Consider the following 14,841-nt stretch of genomic DNA (forward strand, 5'->3'; position numbering starts at 1 on the left):
GCTCGTCGCAGTTGACGCAGATCACGCTTCGCAGTCCCATAGGGCGCTTGGTAAAACAATCTCAGGAGAGTGCAGATGGCAAAGCGTATCCAGTTCCGTGCCCACGGTGGCCCCGAAGTGCTTGAGTATGTCGATTATCAGCCCTCCGAACCCGGCCCGCAGCAGGTTCGCGTGACCAACAAGGCCATCGGCCTGAACTTCATCGACACCTATTACCGCAGCGGCCTCTATCCGCCACCGGCCCTGCCATCGGGTGTCGGTTCGGAAGGCGCGGGCGTTGTCGAAGCGGTCGGTAGCGAAGTGACCCGATTCAAAGTCGGCGATCGCGTAGCTTACGGCAGCGGCCCGTTGGGTGCCTACAGCGAGGTCCACGTCTTGCCCGAGGCCAACCTGGTACACCTTCCGGACGCCATCAGCTTCGAGCAGGCCGCGGGTGTGATGCTCAAGGGCCTGACCGTGCAGTACTTGCTGCGCCAGACCTATGAACTCAAGGGTGGCGAGACCATCCTGTTCCACGCCGCTGCCGGTGGCGTCGGTTCCCTGGCCTGCCAATGGGCCAAGGCCTTGGGCGTCAAGTTGATCGGCACCGTGAGCTCGGCGCAGAAAGCCGCGCTGGCCAAGGCCAATGGTGCCTGGGCGACCATCGACTACAGCCATGAAAACGTCGCGCAACGCGTACTGGAATTGACTGACGGCAAAAAGGTCCCGGTGGTGTACGACGGCGTCGGCAAGGACACTTGGCTGACCTCTCTAGACTGCGCGGCGCCCCGTGGGCTGGTCGTGAGCTTCGGCAATGCGTCCGGGGCGGTGGACGGGGTGAACCTGGGGATTCTGGCGGGGAAAGGCTCGTTGTACGTCACTCGGCCGACGCTGGCGACCTACGCCAATAACGCGGAAAACCTGCAGCGTATGGCCGATGAGCTGTTCGAGATGATCATCAGCGGCAAAGTGAAAGTGGATATCAGCCAGCGTTATCCACTGGCGGACGCAGCGAAGGCGCAGACCGAGTTGTCCGCGCGGCGTACGACCGGATCGGTAATTTTATTGCCTTGAAGGCCTCTTCGCGTGCAAGCCCGCTCCCACATTGGATCTTCAGTGACCACAGAATTGGTGTTCGACACTAATCAAATGTGGGAGCGGGCTTGCTCGCGAATGGGGTCACCTCGGTCTTAATCGGGGCGCACAACATGCCCGGTCGCCAGATCCCGGATAACACTCGGGTTCTTGCGCCCACCCAGGTTCCCACCCAACACCAGATCAACCTGACCACGGAAATACTGCTCCACGCGAATCCGCGTGCGCGCTGCCGGCCGGCCCTGGGGGTTGGCGGACGTCGACACCAACGGCCCGACCAGTGCGCATAATTCCCGCACCTGCGGGTGATCGCTGACCCGCAACGCCACCGTTTCATGCACACCGGTAATCCACTGCGGCAACATGTTCTGATGCGGCACCAACCAGGTGTTCGGCCCCGGCCAGGTACTGGCCATACGATCCATCCACAGCTCGGGAAAATCGTCAAAGAGGAAGTCGAACTGGCGGATATTGTCAGCCACCAGTATCAGGCCCTTGTCCACGGACCGCCCCTTGATCAGCAGCAAACGATCCACTGCCTCTTCATCCCATGGGTCGCAACCCAGACCCCAGACAGCTTCGGTTGGGTAGGCAATCACCGCCCCTGCGCGAATTGCTCGTGCGGCTTGCTGCACACGCCAACTGTTGACCATGAAAAATTCTCCAGAATAAGGCTCTGCGCAGTTTACCGATCTTCCTTGTAAAACCTAGCTTACCCGCGCAAACCAGCGCCCGTTTTCGCAGACTGCGCGGCCATCCATTTCCAGCTCCGTCAACGTCGCCAGGACCTTGGGCAAGGTCCAACCGCTGGCATCGGCCAGTGCTTCACTGGTGTGGGGGGCCGCGTGGAGCAGTACAAGTAGCGGATGACTCGTTACGGTTGCGAGTGTTTCTGTTGAAAACGGTAGCTGCTGCCAGCCGCGCAAGGCTTCGAGGATATGCTCGATGGTTTCCACCAGCACGGCGCCGTCGCGGATCAACTGATGGCAACCGCGAGCACCGGGATGATGAATCGACCCTGGAATCGCATACACCTCGCGCCCCTGTTCCGCCGCCAGCCTGGCCGTGATCAATGAACCACTGGCAACACTGGCTTCGACCACCAGCACGCCGAGGGACAAACCGCTGATGATCCGGTTGCGTCGGGGGAAGTTGCTGGCGCTCGGAGCGGCGTCCAGCGGAAACTCCGAGAGCACCGCGCTGCCCGATGCGATCATTGCGTCCGCCAGTCGCCGATTGCGCTGTGGATAAAAATTTTCGAGTCCCGTGCCAAGTACCCCGACCGTTCGCCCGCCAACATCCAGTGCCGCCTGGTGCGCGGCTGCATCGATCCCCAGGGCCAGACCGCTGGTGATGACAAACCCGGCACCCGCCAGGCTGCGAGAAAACGCGGCAGCGATGTCCATGCCTGGCCGTGAAGCACGACGACTGCCGACCATCGCTAACTGCGGTTTTTCCAGGATCTGCGGATCGCCCGCCACGAACAACAACGGTGGCGCGTCGCTGATTTGCGCCAGCAGCGCCGGGTAGTCGGGCTGGTCCCACATCAGTAAATGCTGGTCCTGACGCTCTATCCAGGCCAATGCGTGGCTGGCGCCGTCACGAATTTCAGGGGCGCGCCGGGCCTCGCCACACACCTGCGGCAAGCCCAACGCTCGCCACGCACTGGCGGGTGCACTGATGGCTTTGGACGCCGAACCGAAGGCTTCCAGCAATTTCCGGAAACGCGCCGGACCAAGTTCCGGTAACCGGTGCAGACGTAAACGGGCTTCCAGTTCCGCAGGGGAAACCGATGAAACAGCGGGTATCGACATGGATCATCCTTGATCGTTATGAGCCCCCATCGAAATGGGAATAAGCTGTGGATAACTCTGTTGGTAACTTGTGAAGTCCGCTAAGGATTCCGCACCTTGTCCAGCACCGCCAAAGAACGCGAGGCCTTCAGCACCAGTCCATAGCTGAGCTTGTCGTAGGTGCGAAAAACCATCAGAAGACCGGCGCGTTCATCCGGAATTTTCAATGGCTGGCCGGTGATCCGGTCACGCACGGTTTCGCCGGTTTTCATCACTACCAGGACATTCCCTTCGGTCAGGCCGTCGCGTTTCCCCTTGTTCAAGGTGACTACATCCAGTGCACCGATCTGCGTGACCCCGCGCGGTACATCGATGATCAGGCCATTGACCTGGGTGTCGGGAGCGCTCGGCATGAACGTCGAATTGATCGAACGTTCTTCGCCGCTGAACAGGCGATCGCCGAGGCGCACCTCCTGGGTGGTGCGTTGCAGCACCAGCGTCGCGACGTCACCTTCAGTGGCGACGATCTCGCCACCGCCTATGTCATCGGCGTTGATGCCCAGGAATTCCTGGGTCTGCGGATCGGTGTAGACCTTGCCCTGACGAAAAATGCCGTACACCGGTTGAGCCGGGTCGACGAGGCCGCGGGCGAAGATACGGTCGCCGGTGCCGCTGAGTACGCGTTCGGCATCACCGGCAACGATATAAGGCGCCTTGTCGAAATCCTCGGCGTTGTCGACGATGCGGTTACTCAGCAAAAAGCTGTTGATCGATTTCAGCGGGATGCTCGGTATGGCGTCGGCCACCGGGCTGCTACGCACCTGTGGCGAAAGCTTAATGGTGCCTCGCGAGGTGCCGCGGTTAAGGGTCAATCGTGGTTGGCCGTTGACGTAGACCAGCGATAGCGTGTCCCCGGGGTAGATGAGATTCGGGTTTTCAACCTGTGGATTGACCTGCCAGAGTTGCGGCCACTGCCAGGGCTCACGCAGGTACTTACCCGATATGTCCCAAAGTGTGTCGCCCGCAGCGACGGTGTACTGCTGTGGAAAACCCTCCCGAAGTTGCACTTGCCCGTGCGCAAAACCTGCCGAGGCCAGAAGGAGCAGGGCGAGTAGTGATTTCCTCATGCGATGAATCCCTTTATTATGTACGTTCGCGTAAAACGCCAGAGCCCTCGGTGGCTCGCTCCCCGCTTGCTTATGAAAAGAAGGGAGCTACGTTTTACAACGGTAGCCTGCATCTTCTCCGGAGCAGCCAGGCCATCGACCCGACTTTACTTCACACGTGCAGTAATCAAAGCTTATGGCCATTTTAAACATCCTCGAATTCCCTGACCCGCGCCTGCGTACGATCGCCAAGACAGTGACCGTAGTGGACGACGAAGTGCGTCAGCTGGTCGATGATATGTTTGAAACAATGTATGAAGCGCCAGGCATCGGCCTCGCCGCGACCCAGGTCAACGTGCACAAACGTATCGTCGTGATGGACCTCTCCGAAGACCGCACCGAACCACGGGTGTTCATCAACCCCGAGTTCGAGCCCCTGACCGACGAGATGGAGCAATACCAGGAAGGCTGCCTCTCGGTGCCGGGTTTCTACGAAAACGTCGATCGCCCGCAAAAGGTCAAGGTCAAGGCCCTGGACCGCGATGGCCAGCCATACGAACTGATCGCCGAAGGCCTGCTCGCCGTTTGCATCCAGCACGAATGCGACCACCTCAACGGCAAATTGTTCGTCGACTACCTGTCCACGCTCAAACGTGACCGTATCAAGAAGAAACTGGAAAAACTTCACCGCCAGAATGCTTGATGCCCCTCTTCAAAGGCTTGCTGCGGCAAGCCTTTTTCTTTTCAAGATGCTTTGTAATCGAGAGCTTTCATGACTGAGCCACTGCGCATTGTCTTTGCCGGCACCCCGGAATTCGCCGCCGAACACCTCAAGGCCCTGCTCGACAGCCCTTACGAGATCGTTGCGGTCTACACCCAGCCGGATCGTCCGGCGGGTCGCGGGCAAAAGCTGATGCCGAGCCCGGTCAAGCAACTCGCCCTTGAAAACAATATTGCGGTATTGCAACCCCCGACCTTGCGCAATGCCGACGCCCAGGCCGAATTGGCCGCACTGAAGCCGGACTTGATGGTGGTGGTTGCCTACGGCCTGATCCTGCCGCAGGTGGTGCTGGATATTCCGCGCCTGGGTTGCATCAATAGCCACGCGTCCCTGCTGCCTCGCTGGCGCGGTGCGGCGCCGATCCAGCGTGCCGTCGAAGCCGGTGACAGCGAAAGCGGCGTGACGGTAATGCGCATGGAAGCCGGCCTCGACACCGGGCCGATGCTGCTGAAAGTCATCACGCCGATCAGCGCCCAGGATACCGGTGGCAGCCTGCACGACCGTCTGGCCGAAATGGGTCCGCCCGCCGTGCTCCAGGCGATTGCCGGCCTCGCCGCCGGTACGCTGGAAGGTGAAGTGCAGGACGACAGCCTGGCCACCTACGCACACAAATTGAACAAGGATGAGGCGCGCATCGACTGGACGCGTCCAGCGCTTGAGCTGGAGCGTCTGGTTCGCGCTTTCAATCCTTGGCCGATCACCCACAGCACACTGAACGGCGAAGCGTTGAAAGTGCTGGCGGCGAACGTGGCCGAAGGGCAGGGCACAGCGGGGGAAATTCTTGCTGCCAGCAAAGACGGGCTGATCGTTGCCTGCGGTCAGCAGGCCCTGTGCCTGACCCGCCTGCAATTGCCCGGTGGCAAGGCGCTGAACTTTAGCGACCTGTTCAACAGCCGTCGTGAGAAATTCGCCATCGGCACCGTCCTCGGTCAAGCGGTGGACGCTCAATGAACCCGCGTTTGGCCGCCGCCAAGGCACTCGCCGCTGTCCTGAGCGGCAAAGCTTCCCTCAACAGTTCATTGCCGACACAACTGGACAAAGTCGAAGACCGTGATCGCGGTTTCACCCAGGATCTGGCGTTCGGCACCGCTCGCTGGCAGCCGCGCTTATCCGCGCTGGCGGCCAAGCTGCTGCAGAAACCGTTCAAGGCTGCCGACGCCGATGTTGAGGCGCTCTTGCTAGTGGGCCTCTACCAACTGCTCTACACCCGAGTCCCTCCCCACGCCGCGATCGGCGAAACCGTGGGTTGCGCCGACAAGCTGAAAAAACCCTGGGCCAAGGCCTTGCTCAATGCCGTACTGCGCCGCGCGCAACGGGAAAGCGAAACCCTGCTGACCGAGCTGGAACACGACCCGGTAGTGCGCACCGCCCACCCGCGCTGGCTGCAAAAATCGCTCAAAGCCTTCTGGCCCGAGCAATGGGAAGCCATTTGCACGGCGAACAACGCGCACCCGCCCATGATTCTGCGGGTCAACCGCCGCCATCACAGCCGTGAGGCCTACCTTGGCCTGCTCAGTGAAGCGGGTATCGCCGCCAATGCATGCGTTTACAGCCGCGATGGCATCATCCTCGATGCAGCCGCCGACGTGCGCAGCCTGCCAGGCTTCGCCGAAGGCTGGATCAGCGTGCAGGACGAAGCGGCACAACTGGCTGCCGATTTGCTGGACCTGGCGCCGGGCCAACGCGTGCTCGACGCTTGCTGTGCACCCGGCGGCAAGACCTGCCATATCCTCGAAGCCGAACCCAAACTGGCCGGCGTCGTCGCCGTGGACCTTGAAGCCAAACGCCTGGTGCGGGTGCGCGAGAACCTCGAACGCCTGAAATTGAGCGCCGAACTGATCGCCGCCGACGGCCGCGACACCGCCACCTGGTGGGACGGCAAGCCCTTCCAGCGCATCCTCCTCGATGCACCGTGCTCGGCCACCGGCGTGATTCGCCGTCACCCGGACATCAAGCTGACTCGCCAGCCCGATGACATCGCTGCGCTGGCGTTGCTGCAAGGTGAATTGCTGGACGCCCTGTGGATGACGCTGGAAGTCGGCGGCATCCTGCTCTATGCCACCTGTTCCACGCTGCCGACCGAAAACACCGAAGTGATCGAGGCCTTCCTCGCTCGCACCCCGGGCGCCCGCGAACTGGACCTGGCCACGACGGCCGGGATCAAGCAACTCCATGGTCGGCAATTGCTCGCCCAGGAAGGTGGTCACGACGGGTTCTACTACGCCAAGCTGATCAAGATCGCCGCCGCACGCGGCTAAACGGATTCAACGGAGTGACTGGATGAAAATCATCATCCTCGGAGCGGGGCAGGTCGGCGGTTCGCTGGCGGAGCACCTGGCAAGCGAAGCGAATGACATTACCGTGGTCGACACCGATGGCGAACGCCTGCGTGACCTCGGCGACCGACTGGACATCCGTACGGTACAAGGCCGCGGTTCGCTGCCCAGTATTCTGCGCCAGGCTGGCGCCGATGATGCCGACATGCTGGTCGCCGTGACCAGCAGCGATGAAACCAATATGGTGGCCTGCCAGGTTGCCCATACCCTTTTCCATACACCGACCAAGATCGCCCGCGTGCGTGAAGCGGCGTACCTGACCCGCAACGAATTGTTCGACAATGAAGCGATCCCGGTGGATGTGCTGATCAGCCCCGAGCAGGTGGTCACCAACTACATCAAGCGCCTGATCCAGCATCCGGGCGCCTTGCAGGTGATCGACTTCGCCGAGGGCAAGGCGCAGTTGGTTGCGGTGCGGGCCTATTACGGCGGGCCGCTGGTAGGTCAGCAACTGCGCCAGCTGCGTGAACACATGCCGAATGTCGAAACCCGCGTGGCCGCCATTTTCCGTCGCGACCGACCGATCCTGCCCCAGGGCGATACGGTGATCGAAGCGGACGACGAAGTGTTTTTCATCGCCGCTCGGGCGAACATTCGCGCGGTCATGAGTGAAATGCGCCGTCTCGACGAGACCTACAAGCGCATCGTCATCGCCGGTGGCGGGCAAATCGGCGAACGCCTGGCCGAAGCCATTGAAAGCCGTTACCAAGTGAAGATCATCGAGATGAATCCGGCACGCTGCCGACACCTCTCGGACACCCTCGACAGCACCGTGGTGTTGCAGGGCAGCGCTTCGGACCGTGACCTGCTGCTGGAAGAGAACATCGCCGACGCGGACATCTTCCTGGCCCTGACCAACGACGACGAGGCCAACATCATGTCGTCGCTGCTGGCCAAGCGCTTGGGCGCTAAGAAGGTGATGACCATCATCAATAACCCGGCCTACGTCGACCTGATCCAGGGCGGCGACATCGACATCGCCATCAGCCCGCAACTGGCGACCATCGGCACCTTGCTGGCGCACGTGCGTCGCGGCGATATCGTCAGCGTGCACTCATTGCGTCGCGGCGCTGCGGAAGCCATCGAGGCGATTGCGCACGGCGACGCGAAATCGAGCAAGGTGATCGGCAAGGCCATCGAAAACATCGGCTTGCCACCGGGCACGACGATTGGCGCGATTATTCGTGATGAAGAGGTCATTATCGCGCACGATGACACCGTGATCGCCGCCGGCGACCATGTGATCCTGTTCCTTGTGGATAAAAAGCATATTCGCGATGTGGAAAAGCTGTTCCACGTTGGACTCAGCTTCTTCTGACGATCATTCCCACGCTCTCTGTGGGAATACAGCCCGGGACGCTCCGCGTCCCAAAGCGGACGCAGAGCGTCCATTGAGGCGTTCCCACGTAGAGCGTGGGAACGATCATAAGAGGTGTCACCCATGATCGAATCCCTGGAAAAAATGCTCGCCAAGGGTGTGGATAACTCGTTACTGCGCTTCGGCCTGGGCAAGGGTTACCTGGATCTTGGGGAAAACGCCAAGGCCGTCGAGCATTTCCAGCGCTGCGTCGAGATCGATCCGAAGTACTCGGCCGCCTGGAAACTGTTAGGCAAGGCTCATCTGGCGCTGGCGGATGTCGCGGCTGCGCGACAAGCCTGGGAGAAAGGCCTGGAAGCCGCCCGAAACCACGGCGACAAACAGGCCGAAAAAGAAATGACTGTGTTTCTGAAGAAACTCGACCGTCAGGCGCACTGACTGCAGACAGCCCAAGCCATCCGGTTCAGTACCAGCGTTCTTCACCCGCAGGACGCTTCTTGAAGCGCTTCATGCTCCACATGTATTGGCTCGGATACGCCCGCACATAGCGCTCGACGACCTGGCTCATGGCTGCGCAAGAAGTGGCGGTATCGGTGCTGTACATGGCCTCGGGCGCGGCTTCCAGGATCACCTTGTAGCCCGAACCGTCCGGCAACCGCAGGGCATGCAGGAACACGCCCACCGCTTTGCCACCGGCGAGCATGTTCGGCACAAACTTGCTGGTCAGCGCCTGTACGGCGAAGAACGGCACGAAGATCCCCGCGGATTCGGCCGGTTCCGGGTCGGCTGGAATACCCACCGCACCACCTCTGCGCACTTCCTTGATCACACTGAGGATGCCTTCCTTGGTGGAAGCGGCCACCTTGTTGCCCAGTTGAACCCGTTGCTTTTGCAGCAACTCATCCACCGCCTTCAATTTTGGCGGGCGATAGAAAATGATCGGTTTGCACTGGCTGCAGTAGAAATGGTTGAGCACTTCCCAGTTGCCCAGGTGACTGGTGATGCCCACCACGCCTTTGCCGGAGGCGAGGGCGTCTTTCAATACGTCGAGGCCTTCCACCTCGCGAACCAGGTCGATGGAGCGCTGGGCCGGCCAGATCCAGGCACAGGCGCTTTCAGTCAGGGACTTGCCAATGTCCCGCAAGCTCTGGCCCACCAGGCGCTCACGCTCGGCGGGGTCCATATCGGGAAAGCACTTGGACAGATTGATCCGCACCACATCGCGGGAACGGTTCGGGGTTTTCCACATGACCCAGCCTATCGCCGAGCCCACGGCTTGAACGGCCCGCCACGGAAGCAGGGCAAACAGCCGCAGAGCGCCTACCAGCAAGGCGCCTTTCAACTTATCCACAGGTCACTCCTGATCTTGTGCTGTGCGCGAGGCGGCCATTCTAACCGCCGTTGACCAGCATCGCGTAGCGATCGCAATCGCGGGTGTGGTCCATGACCATGCCCGATGCCTGCATCAGTGCGTAGCAAATGGTCGGGCCAACGAAGGTGAACCCGGCCTTTTTCAAGCCTTTGCTCATCTCCACTGCCTCGGGTGTGATCGCCGGCACTTCGCTGCGATCCTTGAAATGATTGATCTTCGGCACACCGCCGACAAAGGACCAGAGAAACGCCACCGGATCCTCCAGCGCCATCCAGGCCTGGGCATTGCGTCGGGCCGCATTAAGCTTGAGGCGATTGCGGATGATCCCCGGGTCGAGCATCAGTTCATCGATTTCCGCGTCGCTCATCTGCGCCACGCGCTGGACGTCGAAGCCGTACATCACCCGGCGATAATGCTCGCGCTTGCGCAACACGGTGATCCAGGAAAGGCCGGCCTGGAACCCTTCGAGCAAAAGCAACTCGAACAATGCCTGCGCATCGCGTAGCGGCGTGCCCCACTCCTGATCGTGATAAGCCATGTACAGCGGATCTTCGGTACACCAAAAGCAGCGTGGCATAGGGCTCCAGGGGGCGTGCGCAGCAACGAATCGGGTATACTCCCGCTCTTTAAATCGCAGCCCAAGAAACAGGTGAATTTCGTGAGCCAGCCTACGCCAGCCGTGCGTACCTTCCAAGACTTGATCCTCGCCCTCCAGCAATACTGGGCCGAGCAAGGTTGTGTGGTACTTCAGCCCTACGATATGGAAGTAGGCGCCGGCACTTTCCACACCGCTACATTCCTGCGCGCCATTGGCCCGGAAACCTGGAACGCCGCTTATGTACAGCCAAGTCGTCGCCCGACTGACGGCCGCTACGGCGAAAACCCGAACCGTCTGCAGCACTACTACCAGTTCCAGGTGGTGCTCAAGCCGAACCCGGACAACTTCCAGGAACTGTACCTGGGCTCCCTCAAGCACGTGGGCCTGGACCCATTGGTGCATGACATTCGGTTCGTCGAAGACAACTGGGAATCGCCGACCCTCGGCGCCTGGGGTCTGGGCTGGGAAGTCTGGCTCAACGGCATGGAAGTGACCCAGTTCACCTACTTCCAGCAAGCGGGCGGCATCGAATGCTACCCGGTAACCGGCGAGATCACTTACGGCCTCGAGCGCCTGGCCATGTACCTGCAAGGCGTGGATTCGGTCTACGACCTGGTCTGGGCTGACGGTCCGTTCGGCAAAGTGACCTACGGCGACGTGTTCCACCAGAACGAAGTGGAGCAGTCGACCTACAACTTCGAACACGCCAACGTCGAGAAGCTGTTCGAATTGTTCGATTTCTACGAAAGCGAAGCCAAGCGCCTGATCGAACTCGACCAGCCGCTGCCGTTGCCAAGCTACGAAATGGTGTTGAAGGCGTCCCATACCTTCAACCTGCTGGATGCGCGCCGGGCGATTTCCGTGACTGCGCGTCAGCAATACATCCTGCGTGTTCGCACCCTGGCGCGTTCCGTTGCGCAAGCCTACCTGCTGGCTCGCGCCAAGCTGGGCTTCCCGATGGCGACCCCGGACCTGCGTGACGAAGTACTGGCCAAGCTGGAGGCTGCACAATGAGTGCTCTGGATTTTCTGGTTGAATTGGGCACTGAAGAACTGCCACCCAAGGCCCTGAACACCCTGGCCGAGGCATTCCTTGCCGGTATCGACAAGGGCCTGCAAGCTGCCGGCCTGAACTACGAGACCAAAACCGTATACGCCGCGCCACGCCGTCTGGCGGTGCTGATCACCTCGCTGGCCACCCAGCAGCCGGATCGCAGCATCAACCTCGATGGCCCGCCACGCCAGGCCGCGTTCGATGCCGAAGGCAACCCGACTCAAGCGGCACTGGGCTTTGCCAAGAAATGTGGGGTCGACCTGAGCGAAATCGATCAGAGCGGTCCGAAACTGCGTTACAGCCAGAGCATTGCCGGCAAGCCGACCGCGAGCCTGCTGCCGACCATCGTCGAAGATTCGTTGAACGACCTGCCGATCCCTAAACGCATGCGTTGGGGTGCGCGCAAGGAAGAATTCGTGCGTCCGACCCAATGGCTGGTGATGCTGCTCGGCGACCAGGTCATCGATTGCACCATCCTTGCCCAGAAGTCCGGCCGCGATTCCCGTGGTCACCGCTTCCACCATCCAGAAAGCGTGCGCATCGGTTCGCCGTCCAGCTACCTGGCCGACCTGCGTGCCGCTTACGTGCTGGCCGACGCCAACGAGCGTCGCGACATCATCAGCAAGCGCACCGAAGAGCTGGCCACCCGCCAGGAAGGCACGGCAATCGTTCCACCAGCCTTGCTCGATGAAGTGACCGCGCTGGTCGAGTGGCCGGTGCCGCTGGTGTGCTCGTTCGAGGAGCGTTTCCTCGACGTGCCGCAAGAAGCGCTGATCACCACCATGCAGGATAACCAGAAGTACTTCTGCCTGCTGGATGCTGAAGGCAAGTTGCTGCCACGTTTCATTACCGTGGCCAACATCGAAAGCAAAGACCCGCAGCAGATCATCGCCGGTAACGAAAAAGTGGTTCGCCCACGCCTGACTGACGCCGAGTTCTTCTTCAAGCAAGACAAGAAGCAGAAGCTCGAAGAATTCAACCAGCGTCTGCAGAACGTGGTGTTCCAGGAAAAACTCGGCAGCGTCTACGACAAGGCCGAGCGCGTTTCCAAGCTCGCCGCCTACATCGCTGCGCGCATCGGCGGCAACGCTTCGTGGGCCGCTCGTGCAGGCTTGCTGTCGAAATGCGACCTGGCCACCGAAATGGTCGGCGAGTTCCCGGAGATGCAAGGTGTCGCCGGCTACTACTACGCCCTCAATGACGGCGAGCCGGAAGATGTCGCCCTGGCACTGAACGAGCAATACATGCCGCGCGGTGCCGGTGCCGAATTGCCTGCCACCCTGACCGGTGCGGCCGTGGCCATCGCCGACAAGCTCGACACCCTCGTGGGGATTTTCGGGATCGGCATGCTGCCGACCGGTAGCAAAGACCCCTATGCCCTGCGCCGTGCCGCACTGGGCGTGCTGCGTATCCTGATCGAGAAACAACTGGATCTGGACCTGAACGACGCCGTGGCTTTCGCCGTGAATGCGTTCGGTTCCAAGGTCAAGGCTGCCGGCCTCAACGATGCCGTACTGGAATTCATCTTCGACCGTCTGCGTGCTCGTTATGAGGATGAAGGCGTCGATGTGGCCACCTACCTGTCGGTTCGTGCCTTGAACCCGGGCTCGGCCCTGGACTTCGACCAGCGCGTGCAAGCGGTGCAGGCTTTCCGCAAGTTGCCGGAAGCGGCGGCCCTGGCGGCGGTGAACAAGCGCGTATCGAACTTGCTGAGCAAGGTCGAAGGCTCGGTGCCGACCGTGGTGGAAGCCAAGTACTTCGACAATGCCAACGAGTTCTCCCTGTACTCGGCGATCCAGCAGGCTGACCAGGCTGTCCAGCCTATGGCCGCGGCACGTCAGTACAGTGAATCGCTGGCTCGCCTGGCTGCATTGCGCGAGCCGGTGGATGCGTTCTTCGAAGCGGTGATGGTCAATGCGGAAGACGCCAATGTGCGCGCCAACCGTTATGCACTGCTGGCGCGCTTGCGTGGCTTGTTCCTCGGCGTCGCCGATATTTCGTTGCTGGGGTAAGACTGTTTGAAACTGCTGATTCTCGATCGGGACGGGGTGATCAATTACGACTCCGACGCTTACATCAAGTCGGTGGAGGAGTGGATTCCACTCCCCGGTTCGATCGAAGCCATCGCGCAGTTGAGCAAGGCTGGCTGGACGGTGGCGGTTGCCACCAACCAGTCGGGCATCGCTCGCGGCTATTACGATCTCGCCACCCTCGACGCCATGCACGAGCGCTTGCGCTCACTGGTGGCCGAGCAGGGTGGTGAAGTCGGCCTGATCGTCTACTGCCCGCACGGGCCGGACGACGGCTGCGATTGCCGCAAACCCAAACCCGGGATGTTGAAAAACATCGCCGCACATTACAACGTATCGCTGACTGATCTATGGTTTGTCGGCGATAGTCTCGGTGACCTGGAAGCCGCCAAAGCCGTCGATTCTCAGCCAGTTTTAGTTAAGACCGGGAAAGGCGAAAAGACTTTGGGCAAGACCCTACCGGCAGGCACTTTGATTTTCGACGATCTGGCGGCGATTGCCGCAGAACTTATCCACAATTAGAGCGCTTTCGACAGATCGGGAGTGCGCTTGAACAGTCGGGCAGTGCCCGTAACGGTAAACGTCGCCATGTCGATACTGCAGGCCATCAGAACATTTCTCTTTTACCTGCTGCTGGGCACCAGTTCCCTGCTGTGGTGCAGCCTGAGTTTTTTTATCGCGCCCTTTCTGCCGTTCAAGGCGCGGTATCGGTTCATCAACGTGTATTGGTGCCGATGCGCCTTGTGGCTGAGCAAGGTGTTCCTGGGCATTCGCTATGAAGTGAAGGGTGCCGAAAACGTTCCGGCACAGCCCTGCGTGATTCAGTCGAACCACCAGAGCACCTGGGAGACGTTCTTCCTCTCGGCCTATTTCGAGCCCTTGAGCCAGGTCCTCAAGCGCGAACTGCTCTACGTGCCTTTCTTCGGCTGGGCCATGGCCATGCTGCGCCCGATCGCCATCGACCGGGACAACCCGAAAGCGGCACTCAAGCACGTCGCCAAGAAAGGCGATGAATTGCTCAAGGATAACGTCTGGGTGCTGATTTTCCCCGAAGGCACGCGCGTTCCCTACGGCACCATCGGCAAATTCTCGCGAGGCGGTACGGCGTTGGCCGTTAATGCCGAGCTACCGGTGCTGCCGATTGCACACAACGCTGGCAAGTTCTGGCCAAAAAACGGTTGGGCGAAGAAGCAGGGTGTCATCACCGTGATCATCGGCGCGCCGATGTATGCCGAAGGAAGCGGACCACGCGCCATCGCCGATTTGAACGATCGGGTTCAGGCCTGGAACGAGCAGATGCAGCGGGAAATGGGCTCTCTGCCACCGACTCCACAAGCACCTGCTGCCAACGATCAGGTGGCTGTCTGAGGTTCTGTGGAT

Annotated in this window: 15 protein-coding genes; 10 read left to right on the forward strand and 5 right to left on the reverse strand. The window is 60.6% G+C overall.

The window, feature by feature from the left end; genetic code table 11:
- The first annotated feature begins 75 nt into the window (after positions 1–75).
- On the forward strand, positions 76–1,053 hold the full coding sequence (locus tag PSUM_RS16995) for an NADPH:quinone reductase (RefSeq protein WP_020798006.1): 978 nt from the start codon (positions 76–78) through the stop codon (positions 1,051–1,053).
- A 116-nt stretch (positions 1,054–1,169) separates the two neighbouring features.
- On the opposite strand, the gene tsaC is transcribed toward PSUM_RS16995, so the two are convergent.
- The 3 genes from tsaC to PSUM_RS17010 all read right to left on the reverse strand — a co-directional run bounded on the left by tsaC (position 1,170) and on the right by PSUM_RS17010 (position 3,994).
- The gene (gene tsaC / locus PSUM_RS17000; protein WP_020798005.1) at positions 1,170–1,727 is read right to left on the reverse strand and encodes an L-threonylcarbamoyladenylate synthase type 1 TsaC; all 558 of its coding nucleotides are present in this window, start codon (positions 1,725–1,727) and stop codon (positions 1,170–1,172) included.
- 54 nt (positions 1,728–1,781) lie between these two features.
- Complete coding sequence (dprA, locus tag PSUM_RS17005; protein ID WP_083349942.1) at positions 1,782–2,888, reverse strand: DNA-processing protein DprA; 1,107 nt, start codon at positions 2,886–2,888, stop codon at positions 1,782–1,784.
- 80 nt (positions 2,889–2,968) lie between these two features.
- Entirely contained in the window at positions 2,969–3,994 is a 1,026-nt protein-coding gene (locus PSUM_RS17010; protein ID WP_083349941.1) for a LysM peptidoglycan-binding domain-containing protein, read from the reverse strand.
- A 175-nt stretch (positions 3,995–4,169) separates the two neighbouring features.
- Here PSUM_RS17010 and def point away from each other — a divergent pair, with 175 nt between their 5' ends.
- The 5 genes from def to PSUM_RS17035 all read left to right on the forward strand — a co-directional run bounded on the left by def (position 4,170) and on the right by PSUM_RS17035 (position 8,846).
- Positions 4,170–4,676: a peptide deformylase gene (gene def / locus PSUM_RS17015; RefSeq protein WP_008064647.1), complete on the forward strand. Its 507-nt coding sequence runs from the start codon at positions 4,170–4,172 to the stop codon at positions 4,674–4,676.
- Positions 4,677–4,745: 69 nt separating this feature from the next.
- Positions 4,746–5,705: a methionyl-tRNA formyltransferase gene (fmt, locus tag PSUM_RS17020; protein ID WP_083349940.1), complete on the forward strand. Its 960-nt coding sequence runs from the start codon at positions 4,746–4,748 to the stop codon at positions 5,703–5,705.
- A complete protein-coding gene (gene rsmB, locus PSUM_RS17025; protein WP_083349939.1) occupies positions 5,702–7,012 on the forward strand; it encodes a 16S rRNA (cytosine(967)-C(5))-methyltransferase RsmB in 1,311 nt (436 codons plus the stop codon). Before fmt ends, rsmB begins: the two co-directional genes overlap by 4 nt.
- 22 nt (positions 7,013–7,034) lie before the next feature.
- Positions 7,035–8,408 carry a Trk system potassium transporter TrkA gene (gene trkA / locus PSUM_RS17030; RefSeq protein ID WP_020798000.1) on the forward strand — a complete coding sequence of 458 codons (1,374 nt, stop codon included), beginning with the start codon at positions 7,035–7,037 and terminating at the stop codon, positions 8,406–8,408.
- Positions 8,409–8,531: 123 nt separating this feature from the next.
- Positions 8,532–8,846: a tetratricopeptide repeat protein gene (locus PSUM_RS17035; RefSeq protein WP_020797999.1), complete on the forward strand. Its 315-nt coding sequence runs from the start codon at positions 8,532–8,534 to the stop codon at positions 8,844–8,846.
- 25 nt (positions 8,847–8,871) lie between these two features.
- Here the strand turns inward: PSUM_RS17035 and PSUM_RS17040 are convergent, their stop codons facing one another.
- Entirely contained in the window at positions 8,872–9,759 is an 888-nt protein-coding gene (locus tag PSUM_RS17040; protein WP_020797998.1) for a lysophospholipid acyltransferase, read from the reverse strand.
- 40 nt (positions 9,760–9,799) lie between these two features.
- Complete coding sequence (tag, locus tag PSUM_RS17045) at positions 9,800–10,357, reverse strand: DNA-3-methyladenine glycosylase I (RefSeq protein ID WP_033045429.1); 558 nt, start codon at positions 10,355–10,357, stop codon at positions 9,800–9,802.
- 81 nt (positions 10,358–10,438) lie between these two features.
- Between tag and glyQ the strand changes: the two genes are divergently transcribed.
- The 4 genes from glyQ (at position 10,439) to PSUM_RS17065 (ending at position 14,829) form a co-directional block, all read left to right on the forward strand.
- Positions 10,439–11,392 (forward strand): glycine--tRNA ligase subunit alpha, encoded by a 954-nt coding sequence (glyQ, locus tag PSUM_RS17050; protein WP_003213601.1) that lies wholly within the window; start codon positions 10,439–10,441, stop codon positions 11,390–11,392.
- A complete protein-coding gene (gene glyS / locus PSUM_RS17055) occupies positions 11,389–13,443 on the forward strand; it encodes a glycine--tRNA ligase subunit beta (RefSeq protein ID WP_020797996.1) in 2,055 nt (684 codons plus the stop codon). Before glyQ ends, glyS begins: the two co-directional genes overlap by 4 nt.
- 6 nt (positions 13,444–13,449) lie before the next feature.
- Positions 13,450–13,983, forward strand: a complete 534-nt coding sequence (gmhB, locus tag PSUM_RS17060) for a D-glycero-beta-D-manno-heptose 1,7-bisphosphate 7-phosphatase (RefSeq protein WP_083349938.1) — start codon at positions 13,450–13,452, stop codon at positions 13,981–13,983.
- Between the two features lie 66 nt (positions 13,984–14,049).
- Complete coding sequence (locus PSUM_RS17065; RefSeq protein ID WP_020797994.1) at positions 14,050–14,829, forward strand: lysophospholipid acyltransferase family protein; 780 nt, start codon at positions 14,050–14,052, stop codon at positions 14,827–14,829.
- Positions 14,830–14,841 lie beyond the last annotated feature (12 nt).

It is taken from the genome of Pseudomonas umsongensis (genome assembly GCF_002236105.1).
GTDB lineage: Bacteria > Pseudomonadota > Gammaproteobacteria > Pseudomonadales > Pseudomonadaceae > Aquipseudomonas > Aquipseudomonas umsongensis.

Bases quoted from the DNA above. Each gene is read 5' to 3' on its own strand.
- PSUM_RS17065 (WP_020797994.1), top strand. From the start codon at position 14,050: ATGTCGATACTGCAGGCCATCAGAACATTTCTCTTTTACCTGCTGCTG.
- glyS (WP_020797996.1), top strand. From the start codon at position 11,389: ATGAGTGCTCTGGATTTTCTGGTTGAATTGGGCACTGAAGAACTGCCA.
- tag (WP_033045429.1), bottom strand. From the start codon at position 10,357: ATGCCACGCTGCTTTTGGTGTACCGAAGATCCGCTGTACATGGCTTAT.
- dprA (WP_083349942.1), bottom strand. From the start codon at position 2,888: ATGTCGATACCCGCTGTTTCATCGGTTTCCCCTGCGGAACTGGAAGCC.
- PSUM_RS16995 (WP_020798006.1), top strand. From the start codon at position 76: ATGGCAAAGCGTATCCAGTTCCGTGCCCACGGTGGCCCCGAAGTGCTT.
- PSUM_RS17010 (WP_083349941.1), bottom strand. From the start codon at position 3,994: ATGAGGAAATCACTACTCGCCCTGCTCCTTCTGGCCTCGGCAGGTTTT.
- PSUM_RS17035 (WP_020797999.1), top strand. From the start codon at position 8,532: ATGATCGAATCCCTGGAAAAAATGCTCGCCAAGGGTGTGGATAACTCG.
- def (WP_008064647.1), top strand. From the start codon at position 4,170: ATGGCCATTTTAAACATCCTCGAATTCCCTGACCCGCGCCTGCGTACG.
- trkA (WP_020798000.1), top strand. From the start codon at position 7,035: ATGAAAATCATCATCCTCGGAGCGGGGCAGGTCGGCGGTTCGCTGGCG.
- fmt (WP_083349940.1), top strand. From the start codon at position 4,746: ATGACTGAGCCACTGCGCATTGTCTTTGCCGGCACCCCGGAATTCGCC.
- tsaC (WP_020798005.1), bottom strand. From the start codon at position 1,727: ATGGTCAACAGTTGGCGTGTGCAGCAAGCCGCACGAGCAATTCGCGCA.
- rsmB (WP_083349939.1), top strand. From the start codon at position 5,702: ATGAACCCGCGTTTGGCCGCCGCCAAGGCACTCGCCGCTGTCCTGAGC.